Consider the following 16,712-nt stretch of genomic DNA (forward strand, 5'->3'; position numbering starts at 1 on the left):
CCAAAGTGCCTAGTGTTCGAACGTGCGGTCCAACGCATCAACGATCCGGTCAATGTTCGGCAGATAATCTGCTTCCACCCGCGACGGCGGATACGGCATGTGATAGCCGCCCACCCGCTCAATCGGTGCCTCCAGCGCGTAGAAGCAACGGTGTCCGATGCGCGCCGCGATTTCCGCTCCTAGGCCCTGGAACGTTGGGGCCTCGTGTGCGATGACGAGGCGGCCGGTCTTGGCCACGGAGGCTTCGATCGCGTCGAAATCGATCGGGTTCAGGGAGCGCAGGTCGATCACCTCGACGTCGAGGTCTTCCGTCTCCAGCGCTGCGGCGGCAGCGAGCGCGGTAGGCACCACAGGCCCCCACGCGAGTAGCGTCGCGTCCGCACCTTCGCGGACGACCATCGCCTGATCTGGCGCGGCCTCGCGATTCTCGGTGTCGACCTCGCCGCGCAGCCAGTAGCGGCGCTTCGGCTCAAAGAAAATCACCGGATCATCCAGCTCAAACGCTTCCTGGATCATCCAATACGCATCGTGCGGCGAGGACGGCGTCATGATGCGGATGCCTGCGGTGTGTGCGAAGAGCGCTTCCGGCGATTCGGAGTGGTGTTCAACCGAACCGATCCCGCCACCGTATGGAACGCGGATCACGACGGGCAGGTTGACCCTGCCTCGGGTGCGGGCGAACATCTTGGCCAGCTGGGTCGTGATCTGGTTGAAGGCCGGGAAAATGAAGCCGTCGAACTGGATCTCCGCGAGCGGGCGGTAGCCGCGCATCGCCATGCCGATGCAGGTGCCGATGATGCCGGATTCCGCGAGTGGGGAATCCACGACTCGATCTTCACCGAAGTCTTTCTGCAGGCCGTCGGTCACGCGGTACACGCCGCCAAGCTTGCCGATGTCCTCACCGATCAAAAGCGAGCGCGAGTTGGTTTCAAGGATGCGGCGCAGGCCAGCGTTGATCGCGCCAGCAATAGTCATGCGTTGCGTGCTCACGTTCACGCCCCCTTCCCGGCGCCGTCATCGGCTTGGCCAGTTTCATCGTCTTCAAGCGATTCCATGAAGGCCCGATGCTCGGCCCGCTCTCGTTCCACAAGCGGGTGTGGGTGTGCGTAGACGTGGTCGAATTGCTCGTCGAGCGTTGCGCCGGCAAAGTTCAGGACCGCGTCGCGGACCTCGGCTGCGCGGGACGCGGCTTGTTCTTCGACCTCGTCGAAGAATGACTCCGCGACCCCGCATTCCTCGAGGAACGTGCGTGCACGCACCAACGGATCACGCGGAGCCCAGCTTTCCTCTTCCGGACGGCCGCGGTATTTGGTTGGGTCGTCGGCGGTCGTATGCGCGCCGAGGCGGTACGTTTCCGCCTCGATCAAGACCGGACCCTTTCCGCTGCGCGCATGCTCGAGCGCCCACTGAGTCACCGCGTGAACCGCGAGTACATCGTTGCCATCAACACGGACGCTCGGGAAGCCGTAACCCGCGGCGCGTTGAGCGAGCGGAACCTTTGATTGGGTTTCGAACGGAACCGAAATGGCCCACCGGTTGTTCTGGCAGAAGAACACGACGGGCGACTGGTTGCTCGCCGCGAAAACCATGGATTCGTGCACATCGCCTTCAGACGACGAACCGTCACCGAAGCATGCGATAACAGCCTCACCATCTTGCGCGAGCTTGGCTGGATCCCATCCGGCCTGGTCTCGCTGTATGCCCATCGCGTAGCCGGTTGCGTGCAGCGTTTGTGCCGCGAGTACAAGCGTGTAGACCTGGAAGTTGTGCGCGTGAGGATCCCAGCCGGAGTGGCCTTCGCCGCGGAAGAGACGAAATAGGTCCGTGATGCTCACGTCGCGGGCCAACGCCATAGCGTGTTCGCGGTAGGTCGGGAAAACGAAGTCGCTTGAACGTGCAGCGCTAATGGCGCCGACCTGCGCAGCCTCTTGGCCTTGCAACGGAACCCACAAGACGAGCTCACCCTGTCGCTGAAGGATTGAACCTTCTTGGTCAACACGGCGAGCGATCATCATGTCCCGATAGAACTCTTGATAGTCCTCGACCGTGAGGTCTGTGACCCAATGGTCCCAATCAGGGTTGGCGATTCGCCGACCTTCTGCATCCAGCATCTGCACGGGTTCAAAGTCCAGAACCTGTTGCATGAGCTGGCGAGAGTCTGGCCCGCTGTTCGCTGGGGTGACCGTCATACCGCTCCTCACGTGCTTCGATTCAGCGGCGTATGTGATGCAGCCAAATCCCACACAAGCTATTCATATTCCGTCTGCAGAATATGCCATCTCAGCTTTTACATTCCTTGTGAGCCTACCCGCATTCACGGCACAAAAGGAAGTGCTTTGGGCCGCAGAAATCGCGTGTTTCTGCGGCCCAAAGATGTATTTAGTTTGCCTCCCTACATATTCTGCTTTTGGAATATCTAGCGCTTAGCTTCGCTTGATGAACTCTGCGCAGAGCTCAATGAAGCGCGCATTTCCTTCTGGTTCGCCAATGGAAACGCGTACGCCTTCACCCTCGAAAGCACGCACCGAAAGCGCCTGCTGGCCGGCGGCTTCTGCGAACTCTGCGGTGCGCTCACCGAGTGGGAGCCAAACGAAGTTCGCGTGCGTCTCTGGGATATCCCAACCCTGCTCGGTTAGCGCGGCGACGACTTTGTTGCGCTCCTGGACGGTCTCTTCGACGCGTGCGAGCACTTCGTCGATCGCGTCGATCGACGCCACTGCGGCCGCTTCGGCGACCGAGGAGACACCGAATGGGACTGCGACCTTGCGCAGGGACTGGGTGATGTGTGGCTGGGATACCGAGTAGCCGACGCGCAGGTTCGCGAGCGAGTGCGCCTTCGAGAAGGTGCGCAGCGCAACGACGTTCGGGTATTTGCGGTAGAGCTCGAGGCCGTTGACGGCTTCGTCGTCGCGCAGGTATTCAAGGTAGGCCTCGTCGATCACCACGAGGACGTTGGTTGGAACCTTGCTCAGCAGGTCCTCGACTTCGGCGGTGCGGAGCACTGGGCCGGTCGGGTTGTTTGGGGTGCAGAGGATCATCACGGAGGTGTTTTCCGTGACGGCCTCTACCATCGCGTCAAGGTCGATGCGGTGGTCTTCGGTCAGTGGAACCTGAACCGAGGTTGCGCCAGCGGTTTCGACGATGATCGGGTAGGCCTCGAAGGAGCGCCATGGGTAGATCACTTCGTCGCCGGTGCCGTCTTCGTTGGTTCCGGCGAAGGCGTTGATGATCTGGGTCAGCGCACCGAGTGAGCCGGTTCCGGTGACGATGTCGTCTGCCGGGATGTCGAAGTGTTCGGCGAGGCGGTTGCGCAGCTTGGTGGACAGTGGGTCCGGGTAGCGGTTGTAGTCCTCGTAGCTCTTGATGGCCTGGGCGACAGAAGGGACTGGCGTGCCAGGGTTTTCGTTTGAGGAGAGCTTATAAGGTTGAAGCCCTGGGATGACCATGGGTGGCTTGCCTGCTTTGTAGTCAGGCAGCCGGCCGATCACTGGGCGTGGAGTAGGGGTTGCGGCATTTTCGGTGACATCAGACATACCGCTAGGGTATGCCTTCTGCGGACACCCTTGCATCTTATCTTTGTGACGGTGGACACATTGCCGGTTGTCCATGAGAGCCTCCACATGATGCGGCGGTTTCCGGCCGGTACGGTGTCAGCTCGTCCATGACTACCTGCTCAAGGCCTGGAACGGCGAACGTCTGACGTGCAATGCTGTAGGTATGCGTTTCATCATCAGCGCCATCGTCAACGCGCTTGCGCTCGCAGCGGCGGCGGCCCTCGTCAACGGCATTCACATCGGCCCTGTTGGTGCCACGGACAATTCGGGTTCCGTTATGGCCTCCTACCTGCTGGCAGGTGCGTTGTTCGGTCTCGTCAACGCCGCTTTAGGTAAGTTCATTCGGATCCTTTCCATTCCGCTGTACTGCCTAACGTTGGGACTCTTCGCGCTGGTGGTCAACGCGTTGCTGTTCCAGATCACCGCGTGGCTCTCTAACCTCACCGGCCTGATCGTGTTCTCGATTGACTCGTTCTTCTGGGACGGCATCCTCGGGGCCCTCATCGTCTCGATCGTGTCCGCACTGATCGGCCTCGTGCTACGCACGGCACGCATCGGCGCCTAGATTCTTGTCCGTTCTGGTTCTTGTCCGTTCTCGCCCCGCGATGGTCATCTCCAGCGCCGGTCTTCTACCGCGCCGCAATTAGTCGCCGGAGCCGGTAGAGGTTGTGAATCGATAGGTTTCGGTGATCTTGAGGTCCTCGATCTGCATTCGCCTCTTGAGGTCCCGTAACGCAGTGTCCTCCACTCCGTCCGCTGCCTTAGCGTGGTTCAGATAGTTCTGGGAACCGTGATCCGAACCCAGAAGCGATGGGGAGTCCGTCTCGTAACGGTGCCCGCTCTTAGAGAACAGCGCCACACGGTTCGGTGAAACCTTAAGCGCACCAGCCGCACCGAGCGCTGGGATCGCATCGTCCGGGTCGATGAGCATGAGCTGCGGAACATCTGCCGGTGGATCCTCATCCCCGTGAGGGGCTCCCGCCGTAAACGCGCCCTTGAGCGTGTACTTCGCCTTGAACTGTTGATCTTCGGACAAATTGAGGGCATGCCTTCCGCCTTGTGAATGGCCGTTGAGGTAAACCCCTTCCCCTGGCTTCGCACCAACATCCTTGAGGGCCGCCTCGACGGCTTTGCGCACATCGTCGGTTTCACGGTTGAAGGCTTGCTTCATGCGCGGCAGACCCCACGGTGAGTCTTTAGACATATTGGTTCCTGGGAGCGTGACAATCCACGCGTGCTCCCCGGCTTCCGTTACGACTTTGCTCACAACGATCGAACCGCGCCCCTCCCCCGCGAGCTGTTGCTGTTCAATCCACGTCCTGAGCTTGGAGGCGTCCGCTCGCTGAACAGAGCGGCGCTCCTTGGACTCCATCTCGATTCTCGGCGCCGCGGGGAAAGCAAACGAGAATAGTCCCTTGACGTTCTTGGCCCCGAGCTCTTTGAACCCTTCAGGGTTCAATCTGTTCTGCATCAGCAAATCAAAGAACCCCGGCACGTAGGTGAGTCCGGCGGCGGCGCCTATCGCATACTTCGCGTCCGGCGATGCTTCCATCATGTTCTGCACGGTTCCCCAGGTGGCATCCTCACCAGCGAACCCGATGGTGCCCAGGTTCTCCGACTCCGCTTGTTCATACTGATCCGCGGCACGCACCAGGTCCGCTTCCAGATGCTCGATGCGGTTGTGGGCCAAACGCATCTTCGCGGCAGTCTCCTGGGCCGCGACACTCAGCCGATGCAGCGCACCCGTGACCTCGGTGAAGTGGGGCGGCAACCCGTATCCACTCGGCGCAGAAGAACACGTGGCACTCAAACGCGCCCAATCCGGTTGATATGCACCCAACTCCCCCGCGGCCAATTTGAGCGACCCCGTGACGATCTCAATCGAATGACCTCCACCGAAAACCTCGATCTGTTGCCCACCATCGGCCAAGACATGCGTTGCCACTACCGCACTCCCGTCAAATCCAGGCCCGATACCTGCCGCGCATGTTGGTCCTCGATGGCACGCAAGGCCGCCGATGCGCAGGCCAGCAGATCCTGTAAGGACTGTTGCGTGCGGTACATGGTCTGTGAAGCCTCTTCCCGCGCCGCGTCATAGCGACGTTTAGCTTGACCCTTCCAATCGGGAATCTGGCACCTGTTGACAGCAGCGTGAGCGGCCTCGACATCGGTGACCATCGTCGACACCGAGTGAATATAAGACTCGACACTGAAACGTAAAGAACTCAGCTCGAACAACGTGACCTCCCCTTTGAGTGGCGTTTCCTCAAAGGTAAAAACTCGCGCGAAGCGATGGGCCGGCCTGTGGAGAAGTTGCTCCGGCTCACGCGTCTGTGTGCAACGAAACCCGCCCACGCTCGAAGCATGGGACAATGGGGGCATGTCTGCTTCACGTGTTTCCTTGTCAGAATCCACCCTTGCGCTCGGCTCACTCGACGGCCGCTACCGTTCCGCAGTCGCCGGCCTCATCGACCACTTGTCTGAAGCCGCGCTGAACCGCAACCGCATCCACGTGGAAGTTGAATGGTTCATCTACCTGTGCGAAAACAGCGTCCTGCCGGGCCTGAACCCGCTCACTGACGAACAGAAGTCCGGCCTGCGCGCCATCGTGACCGAATTCAACACCGATTCGGTCGCTGAGCTCGCAGAAATCGAAGCCGTAACCGTCCACGACGTCAAGGCCGTCGAGTACTACATCGGCCGCCGCCTCGAAGCGCTCGGCCTCGAGAACCTCAAAGCACTCGTGCACTTCGCGTGCACCTCAGAGGACATCAACAACCTCTCCTACGCGCTCGGAATCCGCGACGCGATCCAGGACGTGTGGCTACCTGCCGCATGGGACCTCGTGAACCAGCTTTCCGAGATGGCTGAAGCCGACCGCAAGACCCCGATGCTCTCGCGCACGCACGGTCAGCCAGCAACCCCATCCACGCTCGGTAAAGAGATCGCGGTCTTCGCGTACCGCCTGGCCCGCCAGCTGCGCCGCATCCAGAACACCGAATACCTCGGCAAAATCAACGGTGCAACCGGAACCTACGCGGCCCACCTCGCCGCAGCACCTGCCGTGGACTGGCAGTCGATCTCCCGCGGCTTCGTCGAAAGCCTCGGCCTGAGCTGGAACCCGCTCACAACCCAGATCGAAAACCACGACTGGCAGGCGGAACTGTACTCAGACATCGCACGCTTCAACCAGATTCTGCACAACCTGTGCACCGACATCTGGAGCTACATCTCCATCCGGTTCTTCCAGCAGATCCCTGTTGAAGGCGCAACGGGTTCCTCCACGATGCCGCACAAGATCAACCCGATCCGCTTCGAGAACGCGGAAGCCAACCTCGAGATCTCCAACGGGCTGCTCAACACGCTGGCATCCACCCTGGTGCAGTCCCGCTGGCAGCGCGACCTCACCGACTCCTCGAGCCAGCGCAACATCGGCACCGCGGTCGGGCACTCGCTGCTCGCGATCAGCAACGTATCGAAGGGCCTTGAACGCCTCGACACCGCAGTCGACGTGATCGCCGCCGACCTCGACGAAAACTGGGAGGTCCTCGGCGAAGCCGTCCAGACCGTGATGCGCGCAGAAGCCATCGCAGGCGTTGAAGGCATGGACAACCCATACGAACGCCTCAAGGACCTCACACGCGGTCACCGCGTAGACGGCGAGCGCATGCGCGAATTCGTCAAGGGCCTGGGCCTCAGCACGGATGCCGAAGAGCGCCTACTCAACCTGACTCCGCAGAGCTACACGGGCATCGCGGATCAGCTGGTCGACTGGGTTTCGCAGCGTAGCTAGGTTGTCGCAGCACAGCTAAGCTCGCGCGGCTCAGCGCTGCACCCGGTTTCCGGCCGCGCACGCAGTGACTCCCAGGAAGCTCCCAGGTCTCTTTGTACATTTACCCTGGAGTACCCAAGGATCTCACCAGGATGCGCAGGTAATGTCGAAGACACCTCAAGGGTGCGAGTGATGACGCAGAAGGCCCCAGCCGAAAGAATCGGCCGGGGCCTTCGTCATTTAAGCGTTCCCTGCGCTACACAGCGCAACGTCACCGCTACTCTGCTGAATCCTCCTGAGCTTCAGCTTCAGCGATCTGGCGGCGCACATCGTCCATATCCAGCGACTTGACCTGCTCGAGCACATCCTCAAGCGCGGAAGCCGGCAAAGCGCCCGCCTGACGGAACACCAGGAGGCCGTCACGGAAAACCATGAGCGTTGGGATCGACGTGATCTGGGCGGCCGCCGCCAGGCCCTGCTCGGCCTCGGTGTCAACCTTCGCGAAACGAACATCCTGGTGCTTCTCAGACACGGCTTCATAGATCGGTGCGAACTGCTTACATGGACCGCACCATTCGGCCCAGAAGTCGACGGTCGTGATGCCTTCGGCCTGGACCGTCTCCTGGAACTTCTCAGCAGTAAGATCAAACGTCGCCATGGGTTGCTCCTAACGTGGTCGACAACGTGCTTGAGGTGTACAACCTGCCGGGCACTCCCACTATTCCGGCGGCTGCGACGCCTACTCGGCGGCGGCGAGCTGGCCACATGCGCCGTCGATCTCTTTACCGCGGGTATCGCGCAGGGTCGTCGGGATGCCGGCGGCTTCGAGGCGCTGAATGAATTCCCGCGTGACTTCCTTGGTTGAGGACGTCCAGATCGAGCCCGGGGTCGGGTTGAGCGGGATCGGGTTCACGTGGGCCCAGCCCCGGCCGCGTTCGTTGAGCTTCTTAGCAAGCAGGTCTGCACGCCATGCGTGGTCGTTCATGTCCTTGATGAGCGCGTACTCGATCGAAACGCGGCGGCCCGTGGTCTCGAAATAGTTGTAGGCCGCATCCAGGACCTCATCGACCTTCCAGCGGGAGTTCACCGGAATCAGGTCGTCGCGCAGGTCATCGTCGGGCGCGTGCAGAGACAACGCGAAACGCACCTGCAGGTTCTCTGCAGCGAGCTTGCGGATGCCCGGCTCCAGGCCCACCGTCGAGATCGTGATGCCGCGAGCCGACATACCGAGCCCTTCCGGGGCGTCGGCGATCATGCGGTGCACCGCGTTCATGACGCGTTTATAGTTAGCCAGTGGCTCACCCATGCCCATGAAAACGATGTTGTTGACGCGGGCCTGAGGCTGGTCGTCGCCGCGGATCTTGCCGAGCCCACCCTCGGCGATCACACGGTTAGCCTTCACGATCTGGTCGATGATCTCAGCGGTGGACATGTTGCGGGTCAGCCCATTCTGACCCGTCGCGCAGAACGGGCAGTTCATACCGCAACCGCACTGGGACGAGATGCACAGCGTGATGCGGTTCGGGTACCGCATCAATACAGACTCAACGAGGGCGCCGTCGAACAAGCGCCACAAGAACTTGATGGTCGCGCCGTCGTCGGTCACGAGCCTGCGGACCTCGGTCAGCAACGGCGGGAAGAACGCTTCCCCGATCGCTTCACGCTTATCTTTCGGAAGGTCGGTCATCTCTTCCGTCTGGTCCGTGTAGTGCTGGAAGTAGTGCGTCGAGACCTGTTTGGCTCGGAACGCCGGCAGGCCCAGCTCTTTCATCTTTTCCTGCCGCTCGGCAAGCGTCATATCAGCAAGATGCTGCGGCGGCTGCTTGACGCGCGGACGCTGCGCGAACTGGAGAGTAGGGCGGCCATCGGGCCCCATCGGCTGCTTCCAGCCCTCCGCAGTTGGTCGAACCTGCGGGCGCTGACTCTTGGACGGAGCGGACTGCGGATGCTTCTGCGAAGGTTTCTTGGAAGTGTTCATGGTGTCTCTATCATCCCACGCGGTAAGTTGGAGACATGATCAAGGAACAAGCTCTTCCCACGAAGCCCACTCATTCGGGTGCTTTCACGCTCGAACCTGCGCAGCGCCAAGCTCGCGCCGTGATGCGTGGTGGCGGTATTTCTTTCCTCGTTTTGGCTGCGTGGTGGGGCGTTGCTGCCGCGCTGTTCCAGTGGGGAACCCCGATCGCTGGCCAGATCGCGTTGTTGATCGGTGCCGTTGTTGCGCAGCCGATCACGTGGGCGATCCTCAAGCTCCTGGGCGGCCCTGCATGGCTTCCACGCGAGAACCCGTTGCGTGGGCTCGCACTTGCCAATGCCACGATCCCTGTCGTGTGCGTCCTAGCAGCGATGGCGATGGCCACGAAAATCCCGGAGGCTTTCTTTGCCGCCGCGATGGTCGGCTGGGCCGCTGCCGCCCTCCCTGACGCGACGCTGTACGGGATGCGGATCCACTGGGTTTTCGGTGGCCTACTGATTCTGATTCCAGTCTTGTTGTGGTTCGCGATGCCGACGGTTCTTCCGTGGGCTGGCCTGATTGGCGTGGTCATGTTCACGCTGTTTGGCCCGCTGATCTTACGTTCTGGCAACCTGTTGCCGGCCGACGGCAGTGTTCCGTCGATGACGCAGGCCGCTGAAATCTCGGCCTCGGCTAAGACGGTTGACGGCAAGGCCGCTAAGCCGGCTGGCAAGAAGGCGGATGCCACGCCGGTGGGCGGCAAGAACGCCCAGCCTGCTGAAAAGAAGGCAGGCGGCCCGAAAGCGCCAACTGGCAAGCAGGTTGCTGATAAGCCCGTCTCGCAGTCAATCCCGCAGCCTCAAGAGCCAGGGCGACCACAAGAAGCAGGCAAGAACGCGCCAGAAGGCAAGCGCGGCGACGAACAGCCGCCGCGCCCATAACGGCAACATCGCCATCTAAAGCAACGGGCCCGTCGGAATTACTCCGGCGGGCCCGCTTGTGTCTGCACCCAAGGTCTACACGCGTTGCGACGGCAAACGCGGAACCAAGAGCCACCCGACCAGCGTGGAACCCACAGGAACAGCGAGCAGCAACGCAAGAAGCTGCGGCCACGGAATCCAACTGAGCGTATAGAGCTCCACCAGGCCGTACCCCATCAGCGGAGGCAAAGCGACCACGATACCCAGCAGCACACCCAACGTAGAAAGCAGGAACGCTTGAATCGCAGAGAACCCACGACGCAAAACACCCGTTGACCCCATCACCAAAACCAACAGTTGATCACGCCGCGCATCCGTGACCCCGATCCCAGCGGTCAGCGACGCAACCGTGACGATCATCAACGCCGCGGCACCCGTGACCGGCCATATGAACGGATCCGCAACGGGCTGCAGATTCGCGTTCGTATCCATCTGCAAATTAGAAGACGCCAGCTCCTCGTTGACCAACTGAGTCTGGGCATCCGTGATCGGGGCTCTGAACTTCACAAGCAAACCGCCCAAGCCCATCCGCTGATGCGTCCCCTCAAGCGCAGACGAAGGAATCACAACAATCGGGCGCGCGCCCACGCCCTTCGGCTGATACACATGAGCCTGGATACGATGCTCAGTCATCGGGGCCCACAGCGGCCACCGCATATTCAGAGACGAAACACCGACCTCCGTGTCAGCATGCTCACCCACGTCGATGCCTTCGTCAGCCGGGTTCATACTGAACTCGCCCAAACGGATCTTTCCGTCCGCAGCAACATACTGCGGGTCGAACACCAAAGCCTGCCCTTCACGCAAAGCCTGCTCAGCGGCCTCGTCCTCACCCCACAGCGGGCTCGGCATCGTCTCGGGACGCTCCGGATCCACAACCACAACAGTCTGCGTCGGATATCTCAAATCAACAGCAGTCACGACGCCCGTAGCGCTACCGCCGCACTTAGACTTCTGCTCACGAGTCAGATCGCCAACCTGTTTCGACAGCGCACCCACACGGCCATCAAGAGTCGGGTTCATAGGGATAGGCAAACTACACAGACTGCCCTCCGGATACAGCGGATACAGCTCCGTGCACGAACTCGAGAACTGCGTAGCGCACGTCGGCAACGGCTGGTAAACCTCCCAGCCGCGCTCGGCCTGAGGAGCCCCTGGAACCTGCGCGATATCAGCGATCTTCGTGTGAACGCCCGCCGCGCCACCCGCGTAAATACCCTCGCTCGCCGCCAGCTTCTCAACCGTGATCGTGCGGCCTTCAACCTGACCCTGCGTCAACGCTTTACGTTCCAAAGTGGTCCGGTCGTCCACCGCAACCCAACCAGTGCGGTCATCCGGAGCCAACGCATCCATCGACGGCTCAATCAACGACGCCTTCGTCACCGCAAGCAAAACAATCCCATACACACCCGCCACCGTGATCGAAACGACCACAGCCAAAACCGGGACAGAACGGCCCCGACGACGGCTAAGATCACGCACCGAAAGACGAAGCGCAAACGGCAAATGGCGGTCCCACTTAGAAAACGAACTCACCATCGATGGGATCAAAAACATGACGCCAGCAAGCATGAAGAACAACGCCAACAGCTGGCTACCACCCAGCATGACCCGCGCGCCCTGCAACTGCTCATCCGTCTCAATCGACAAGCCACGGATCGTCAACGCGATAGACGCAATCAAACCAGTGATCAGCAACGTCCAGCCGCCCCACTGACTCAACGGACGCACCGGCTGAACCTCGGCCACCGACGACGCATTGGCAAACACACGGCGCGAAGCCCTGACACCAACCCACCACGACGTCACAGATGCCGCCAACAAAGCCAAAACCGCGGTAAAGAAAATCTCACCCCACGGAACATGCGGACCAAACACAACAACATGCCGCGTCTCAGCCGCACCAATCCACAGCCAACCCGCCAAAGCGCCCACAGCGCCACCCAGCACCGCGCCCACAGTTCCACACGCGATACCCACCCACAGCACCACGCGACGCAAAACACCAGGCTCAGCGCCCATCGTCGACAACTGACGCAGCAACGTGCCCTGCCGTCGTACAGAAATAGTCAACGCGAAACCGCTCAGCAGAATCGCTTCAGAGAAAGCGACAACCGCCAGAATCCCTACCGGGAGCGCCTGCTCCGCACCCATCACGCTACTGAGCGGATACCGCAGATCGAACGGCTTCTTATCCGTCGCATGGCCGAATTCATCCACCACTGGACGGAACAACGCAGGGACATCCGCGCGGTCATAAGCAAGGAACTGCGCGTACGTGTCCGGGACGTCACCGCTCAAGTACAAGCGCTGCGTGCCCTTACCGGAGAGCTTCTTCGCAATCGCGCTGCCCTCCTGCACGAACAACGTCGGCACAGAGCTCGGTTCAAGCCGCAAAATATTGCTCAGTTGCGGCCAGCCTTCAGCATTATCCGAGACCTGGCCCGTGATGGTGAACGTCTGATACGTCCCCTGCTGCCCAGTGCGGCTCGGATCGAGGATGCCTACCTGCCCCTCAGCTGTAGTGGTTTTCCCACGCGCCTCCGCACGCTCACGTGCCTGATCAAGGAGCTTCGCAAGCTGCGGGGTCACCATGACCTCGTCCGCTTCTGGGTCAGCGACGGCACCGTCAAGAAGACTGAAACGGCCGTCCTTACCGAGGAGTTTAGGGTTACGGAAATCCGCGATCACCGTCTGAACCGTCGAATACTGCCCCATGCCCAGTAGTTCCACCGAGACCGTCTCAACGGTCGTAACGGAAACACCCGGCGGGATCGCGGCCGTCAGGTCGCACGGAGGCTCGCCGCACAACGCATGATTGCGGGCTTCTTTCGCGGCCTGTTCCGCGTCGATACCCATGCTCTCCAGTTTCTGGGTGTTGAGCCGGATGTTCGGGTTGGCTGGGGCTGGGAACGTTGAGGAACGCTGGTCTTCCTCCGGGTTCGGTCCGGGGGCTGCCGCATGCGATTCAGAATCCCCGTCCGCGTTAAGAGTCATGGCCTGAGCGGCGTTGAACGTCGGATCAGACAGGTCGATCAATACCCCATCGAAGCCCGACAGCACGCGGTTCGCGTACTCAGTCGGCGACGGCTTGCTCGCTGAATAAAACAGGGTTCCGATGGCACCCACCAGAAACACCGGGATAGCGACGAGGAACGCGATGATCGCGTGCCGCAACGGATTCCTGTAAATGATGCGCTTAGCTAGCCGCCACGCGCTGTACTTGAAACTGCGGCGCGGGTTAGCCACGGTCAGTGAGCGGGACTCGGTGGTCTTCACTCGGTTCCACCCAGCAGGACGTCGTCGTCGAATAGTGAAGCAGTGGACTGTTCCGCGTGAGCGGAGGCGGTGTCGGCTGCGCCGGTGGCACCGGCGGAGGCGACGACGGTGGTGTCAGACACGATCTTCCCGTCGCTGAGCTCAATCACGCGGTCAGCCCACGGTAGCGTTTCCGGTTCGTGCGTCACCACGATCACCGCGGAGCCCGCAGCAGCCTGCTGCCGCAACAATCTCATCGTTTCTGTACTGGCGGCTTGATCGAGTGCGCCTGTGGGTTCGTCCGCGAGGATCACACGCTTCTCGCCCGTGATCGCGCGGGCAATCGCTACCCGTTGCTGATACCCGGCCGACAACTCCATGACCCAACGGTCTGCCGCGTCTTTCAGGCCCACCGCATCGAGCGCTTCAAGTGCCGCTTTCCGCGCGGCACGCGGCCGCACACCATCCAGTTCAAGCGGCAGCGCGACGTTCTCTGCCGCCGTGAGGATGCTGATGAGGTTGTGATCCTGGAACACAAAGCCGATGGCTCGGCGCCTCAAACGCGCGGACTGCGTGCGGTTCAAGCCGTAAAGGTCGGTGCCGACGATGTGGATGCGGCCGGAATCCGGACGCTGCAGTCCACCCATGAGAGACAAGATGGAGGACTTACCTGAGCCTGATGGCCCGGTGATCATCACGAGCTCGCCAGGGTTCACATCGAATGAGACGTCGTCGAGGGCGACCGCACGGGCGTCACCCTCGCCGTAGCTTTTGGACACGTGGTCGACGACCACCGCGGACCTCACTGGGGCTGTTGGCTTGGTCAGCGGGCTCATGCTCGGCCCTCCGCGTCGGTGTCCTCTGCGCTGGCCTCATCTACGCCAGCGCCGTGTTCCGGGGCGTGCGCGGCGTGGAAACCGGCGTTGAGGCGGGCGTGGGCGGTCTTGGCATTGTGGATGAATTCGGCGATCTTGTTCATTGATTTGATGCCGCGTTCAGATTCCACGCCGGAGGAAACGTCCACGCCCCATGGCTGCGCATCGGTGACCGCTTGCGCGACGTTGTCGGGGTTGAGGCCGCCGGCCAGAAGCCACGGTTCGGCGAGCTTGGCGTGTTCGAGCGCCGTGAGGTCCCACGTGCTTCCTGAGCCCGGGACTGCGGCGTCGATCAGCAGAACGTCTTCGCCGCTCTGCCCGCTTTCAACGTGCGGATGGTGTTTGAGGGAGGTCGCCCACCACACTTGCCGCGGCGCGTACTCGGCGCCCAGCTCGGGAGCTTTGTTGAAAACGTCGCGAGCGGCCGCGACGTCCTCAGCCCCGTAGTTCCCGTGGAGTTGCAACACGTTCGCGCCGATCTCGATCGCGTCCCATGCCGCTGCAACCGCCGGGGTATCGAAAACAACCAGCACGATGTGCGCGGGACGTTGATGCTCAGCGAAGGCTTCCCGCGCCGTTTCCGCTACGCGCACGGACTGCTCGTGATCTGCGTGGCGGGGGCTGGGTTCGTAGTGGATGATCCCGACTGCGTCTGCACCGGATCTCACGGCGTGGCGTGAGTCTTCGGCTGTGGTCAGCCCACAGATCTTGACGAACACTGTGACGTACCCCCATGACGCCGCGCTTGGGTCACGCGGCTAGTTTTGCCCTGCTAGTTTTGCGCTGGCTTCTCTTGCGTCATTATTTACTCTTGCGTCATTGTCTCACGTGAGTTTCGGTTGGCACGTGAGTTTCGGTTAGCACTGGGCTGTTCGGGTTTCCGGATGAGGAGCACCATGACGACAGCCAGAAGAGCCGTGGCCGCATAGAAGATGAAGACGCCTGGGTAGCCGTTGCCTGTGCTGATCATCCAGCCGGTAACGGCCGGGCCGATGATGGCACCGAAGCGCCCGATGCCGGCGGTCATGCCCATGCCGGTAGACACGAGGTGGGCTGGATAGATGTAGCCGACGAGCCCGTAGATCATCACCTGGGCCGAGAACACAAACACGCCCGTGACCAGCAGGAACGCGTTGAGCACGAAGCCGCTGTTGAAACGGATGACGAGCGAAAGCAGGAAGACTGCCGCGAGCAGGAACCACACGGCGATGGATCCGCGGGCGCCAAAGCGGTCTGCGGTTGCGCCGCCGATCAGCAGGCCGATGACGGCGCCGACGTTGGTCACGAACAGCATCACGAGCGAGTCAGCGACGGGGTATCCGGCGGAGACCATGATCTTAGGTAGCCACTGGTTCAGGCCGTACACAAGCAACAGGCCCATGAACGATGCGATCCACATCGCGATGGTGGAGCGTGCGCGTCCGTCGGCGAAGAGGGCGGCGATGCCTGGCTTGGTTTCCGCCTCGGCCGAGGCGGCTGCGTCGGCTTCCTCGGCGGAGCTGTGGTCTGGCAAGTAGAGGTAGATCAGCGGCAGCACGATGATGCCGAGGCCGCCACCGATGTAGAAGACCCACTGCCATGCGTCCGCGACGGCGAGCGCGACGAGGGATGCTCCGACTGCGCCGGCGTGGTAGCCCGTCATGGTCACGGTGGTTGCGTGTGCCCGGCGTCCGCTTGCCATGGTTTCTTGCATGACGGTGAGTGCAACAGGCATCGATGCGCCGAGGCCGAGGCCGGCGATGAACCGGAAGAGCGCGATGAGGGCCCAGGTGGGCAGGAGCGGTATCGCGATCGTGAAGATGCTGAAGAGGGCTACGCACGCCAGGAGGGTGCGGCGGCGGCCCCATCGGTAGCTGAGTGGACCGATCATGACGGCGCCGAGGCCCACGCCTACGAGTGACAGGGTTGCGACCACCGTCATGGTTTCGGTGGTGAGGCCCGCGTGTGGTGCGGCTGGGTCCGTGAGGATTGGGGTCGTGGCGCCGAGCGCCACGAGGTCGAAGCCTTCGAGGGCTACCGTGAACCAGCACAGGATCACAATCCAGGTGCGGGAGAAAGTGTTGTGTGTTTGCGTGCGCATGCGTCTCCTCAGCAAGCGTCAGGTTCTGGAGTATGCGCGTTGATCGCGCCCGGCGGCCTCCGGAACACAGGAAGTCTATGGGCTTGATGATTTTGAGCGCCAGTTATTTACGGTTTTTCTTGGTCGGAACGGTTTCGCGACGGGGTCGATGCCTACGCGGCACGCACATTACACATACATGACACGATTTTGCATGCAGGGCATATTTGCATTCAGAGCATATTTGCACGGCGTGCACA

At 61.4% G+C, this 16,712-nt stretch carries 14 protein-coding genes; 3 read left to right on the top strand and 11 right to left on the bottom strand.

The window, feature by feature from the left end; genetic code table 11:
• Nucleotides 1-9: 9 nt before the first annotated feature.
• From JOD50_RS03415 to JOD50_RS03425, 3 genes are all read right to left on the bottom strand, one after another.
• A complete protein-coding gene (locus JOD50_RS03415; protein WP_204881514.1) occupies nt 10-975 on the bottom strand; it encodes an alpha-ketoacid dehydrogenase subunit beta in 966 nt (321 codons plus the stop codon).
• A gap of 17 nt (nt 976-992) precedes the next feature.
• Nucleotides 993-2,189 carry a thiamine pyrophosphate-dependent dehydrogenase E1 component subunit alpha gene (locus JOD50_RS03420; RefSeq protein ID WP_204880402.1) on the bottom strand — a complete coding sequence of 399 codons (1,197 nt, stop codon included), beginning with the start codon at nt 2,187-2,189 and terminating at the stop codon, nt 993-995.
• A gap of 234 nt (nt 2,190-2,423) precedes the next feature.
• The gene (locus JOD50_RS03425; protein WP_204880403.1) at nt 2,424-3,533 is read right to left on the bottom strand and encodes a histidinol-phosphate transaminase; all 1,110 of its coding nucleotides are present in this window, start codon (nt 3,531-3,533) and stop codon (nt 2,424-2,426) included.
• Nucleotides 3,534-3,717: 184 nt separating this feature from the next.
• Here JOD50_RS03425 and JOD50_RS03430 point away from each other — a divergent pair, with 184 nt between their 5' ends.
• Nucleotides 3,718-4,119 (top strand): phage holin family protein, encoded by a 402-nt coding sequence (locus JOD50_RS03430; protein ID WP_204880404.1) that lies wholly within the window; start codon nt 3,718-3,720, stop codon nt 4,117-4,119.
• A 78-nt stretch (nt 4,120-4,197) separates the two neighbouring features.
• Here the strand turns inward: JOD50_RS03430 and JOD50_RS03435 are convergent, their stop codons facing one another.
• Nucleotides 4,198-5,499 (bottom strand): hypothetical protein, encoded by a 1,302-nt coding sequence (locus JOD50_RS03435; RefSeq protein ID WP_204880405.1) that lies wholly within the window; start codon nt 5,497-5,499, stop codon nt 4,198-4,200.
• Nucleotides 5,499-5,909: a hypothetical protein gene (locus JOD50_RS03440; protein WP_204880406.1), complete on the bottom strand. Its 411-nt coding sequence runs from the start codon at nt 5,907-5,909 to the stop codon at nt 5,499-5,501. The genes JOD50_RS03435 and JOD50_RS03440 overlap by 1 nt, the downstream gene beginning before the upstream one ends.
• A gap of 25 nt (nt 5,910-5,934) precedes the next feature.
• Here JOD50_RS03440 and purB point away from each other — a divergent pair, with 25 nt between their 5' ends.
• Entirely contained in the window at nt 5,935-7,347 is a 1,413-nt protein-coding gene (gene purB, locus JOD50_RS03445; protein ID WP_204880407.1) for an adenylosuccinate lyase, read from the top strand.
• A 256-nt stretch (nt 7,348-7,603) separates the two neighbouring features.
• Here purB and trxA read toward each other — a convergent pair whose 3' ends face one another.
• Together trxA and rlmN are read right to left on the bottom strand one after the other, a co-directional pair.
• The gene (trxA, locus tag JOD50_RS03450) at nt 7,604-7,984 is read right to left on the bottom strand and encodes a thioredoxin (RefSeq protein ID WP_204880408.1); all 381 of its coding nucleotides are present in this window, start codon (nt 7,982-7,984) and stop codon (nt 7,604-7,606) included.
• Nucleotides 7,985-8,065: 81 nt separating this feature from the next.
• Entirely contained in the window at nt 8,066-9,304 is a 1,239-nt protein-coding gene (gene rlmN / locus JOD50_RS03455) for a dual-specificity RNA methyltransferase RlmN (RefSeq protein WP_204880409.1), read from the bottom strand.
• A 35-nt stretch (nt 9,305-9,339) separates the two neighbouring features.
• On the opposite strand from rlmN, the gene JOD50_RS03460 reads away from it, so the two are divergent.
• Nucleotides 9,340-10,221, top strand: a complete 882-nt coding sequence (locus JOD50_RS03460; RefSeq protein WP_204880410.1) for a DUF7010 family protein — start codon at nt 9,340-9,342, stop codon at nt 10,219-10,221.
• Nucleotides 10,222-10,296: 75 nt separating this feature from the next.
• Here JOD50_RS03460 and JOD50_RS03465 read toward each other — a convergent pair whose 3' ends face one another.
• The 4 genes from JOD50_RS03465 to JOD50_RS03480 form a co-directional block, all read right to left on the bottom strand.
• Complete coding sequence (locus JOD50_RS03465; RefSeq protein WP_204880411.1) at nt 10,297-13,539, bottom strand: ABC transporter permease family protein; 3,243 nt, start codon at nt 13,537-13,539, stop codon at nt 10,297-10,299.
• The gene (locus JOD50_RS03470; RefSeq protein ID WP_204880412.1) at nt 13,536-14,354 is read right to left on the bottom strand and encodes an ABC transporter ATP-binding protein; all 819 of its coding nucleotides are present in this window, start codon (nt 14,352-14,354) and stop codon (nt 13,536-13,538) included. Before JOD50_RS03470 ends, JOD50_RS03465 begins: the two co-directional genes overlap by 4 nt.
• Nucleotides 14,351-15,112: a phosphoribosylanthranilate isomerase gene (locus tag JOD50_RS03475; protein WP_204880413.1), complete on the bottom strand. Its 762-nt coding sequence runs from the start codon at nt 15,110-15,112 to the stop codon at nt 14,351-14,353. Before JOD50_RS03475 ends, JOD50_RS03470 begins: the two co-directional genes overlap by 4 nt.
• Before the next feature lie 86 nt (nt 15,113-15,198).
• Nucleotides 15,199-16,473, bottom strand: coding sequence for an MFS transporter (locus JOD50_RS03480; RefSeq protein WP_204880414.1), 1,275 nt, complete (start codon nt 16,471-16,473; stop codon nt 15,199-15,201).
• Nucleotides 16,474-16,712: the final 239 nt, after the last annotated feature.

Source organism: Pseudoglutamicibacter cumminsii, from assembly GCF_016907775.1.
GTDB classification, from domain to species: Bacteria; Actinomycetota; Actinomycetes; order Actinomycetales; family Micrococcaceae; genus Pseudoglutamicibacter; species Pseudoglutamicibacter cumminsii.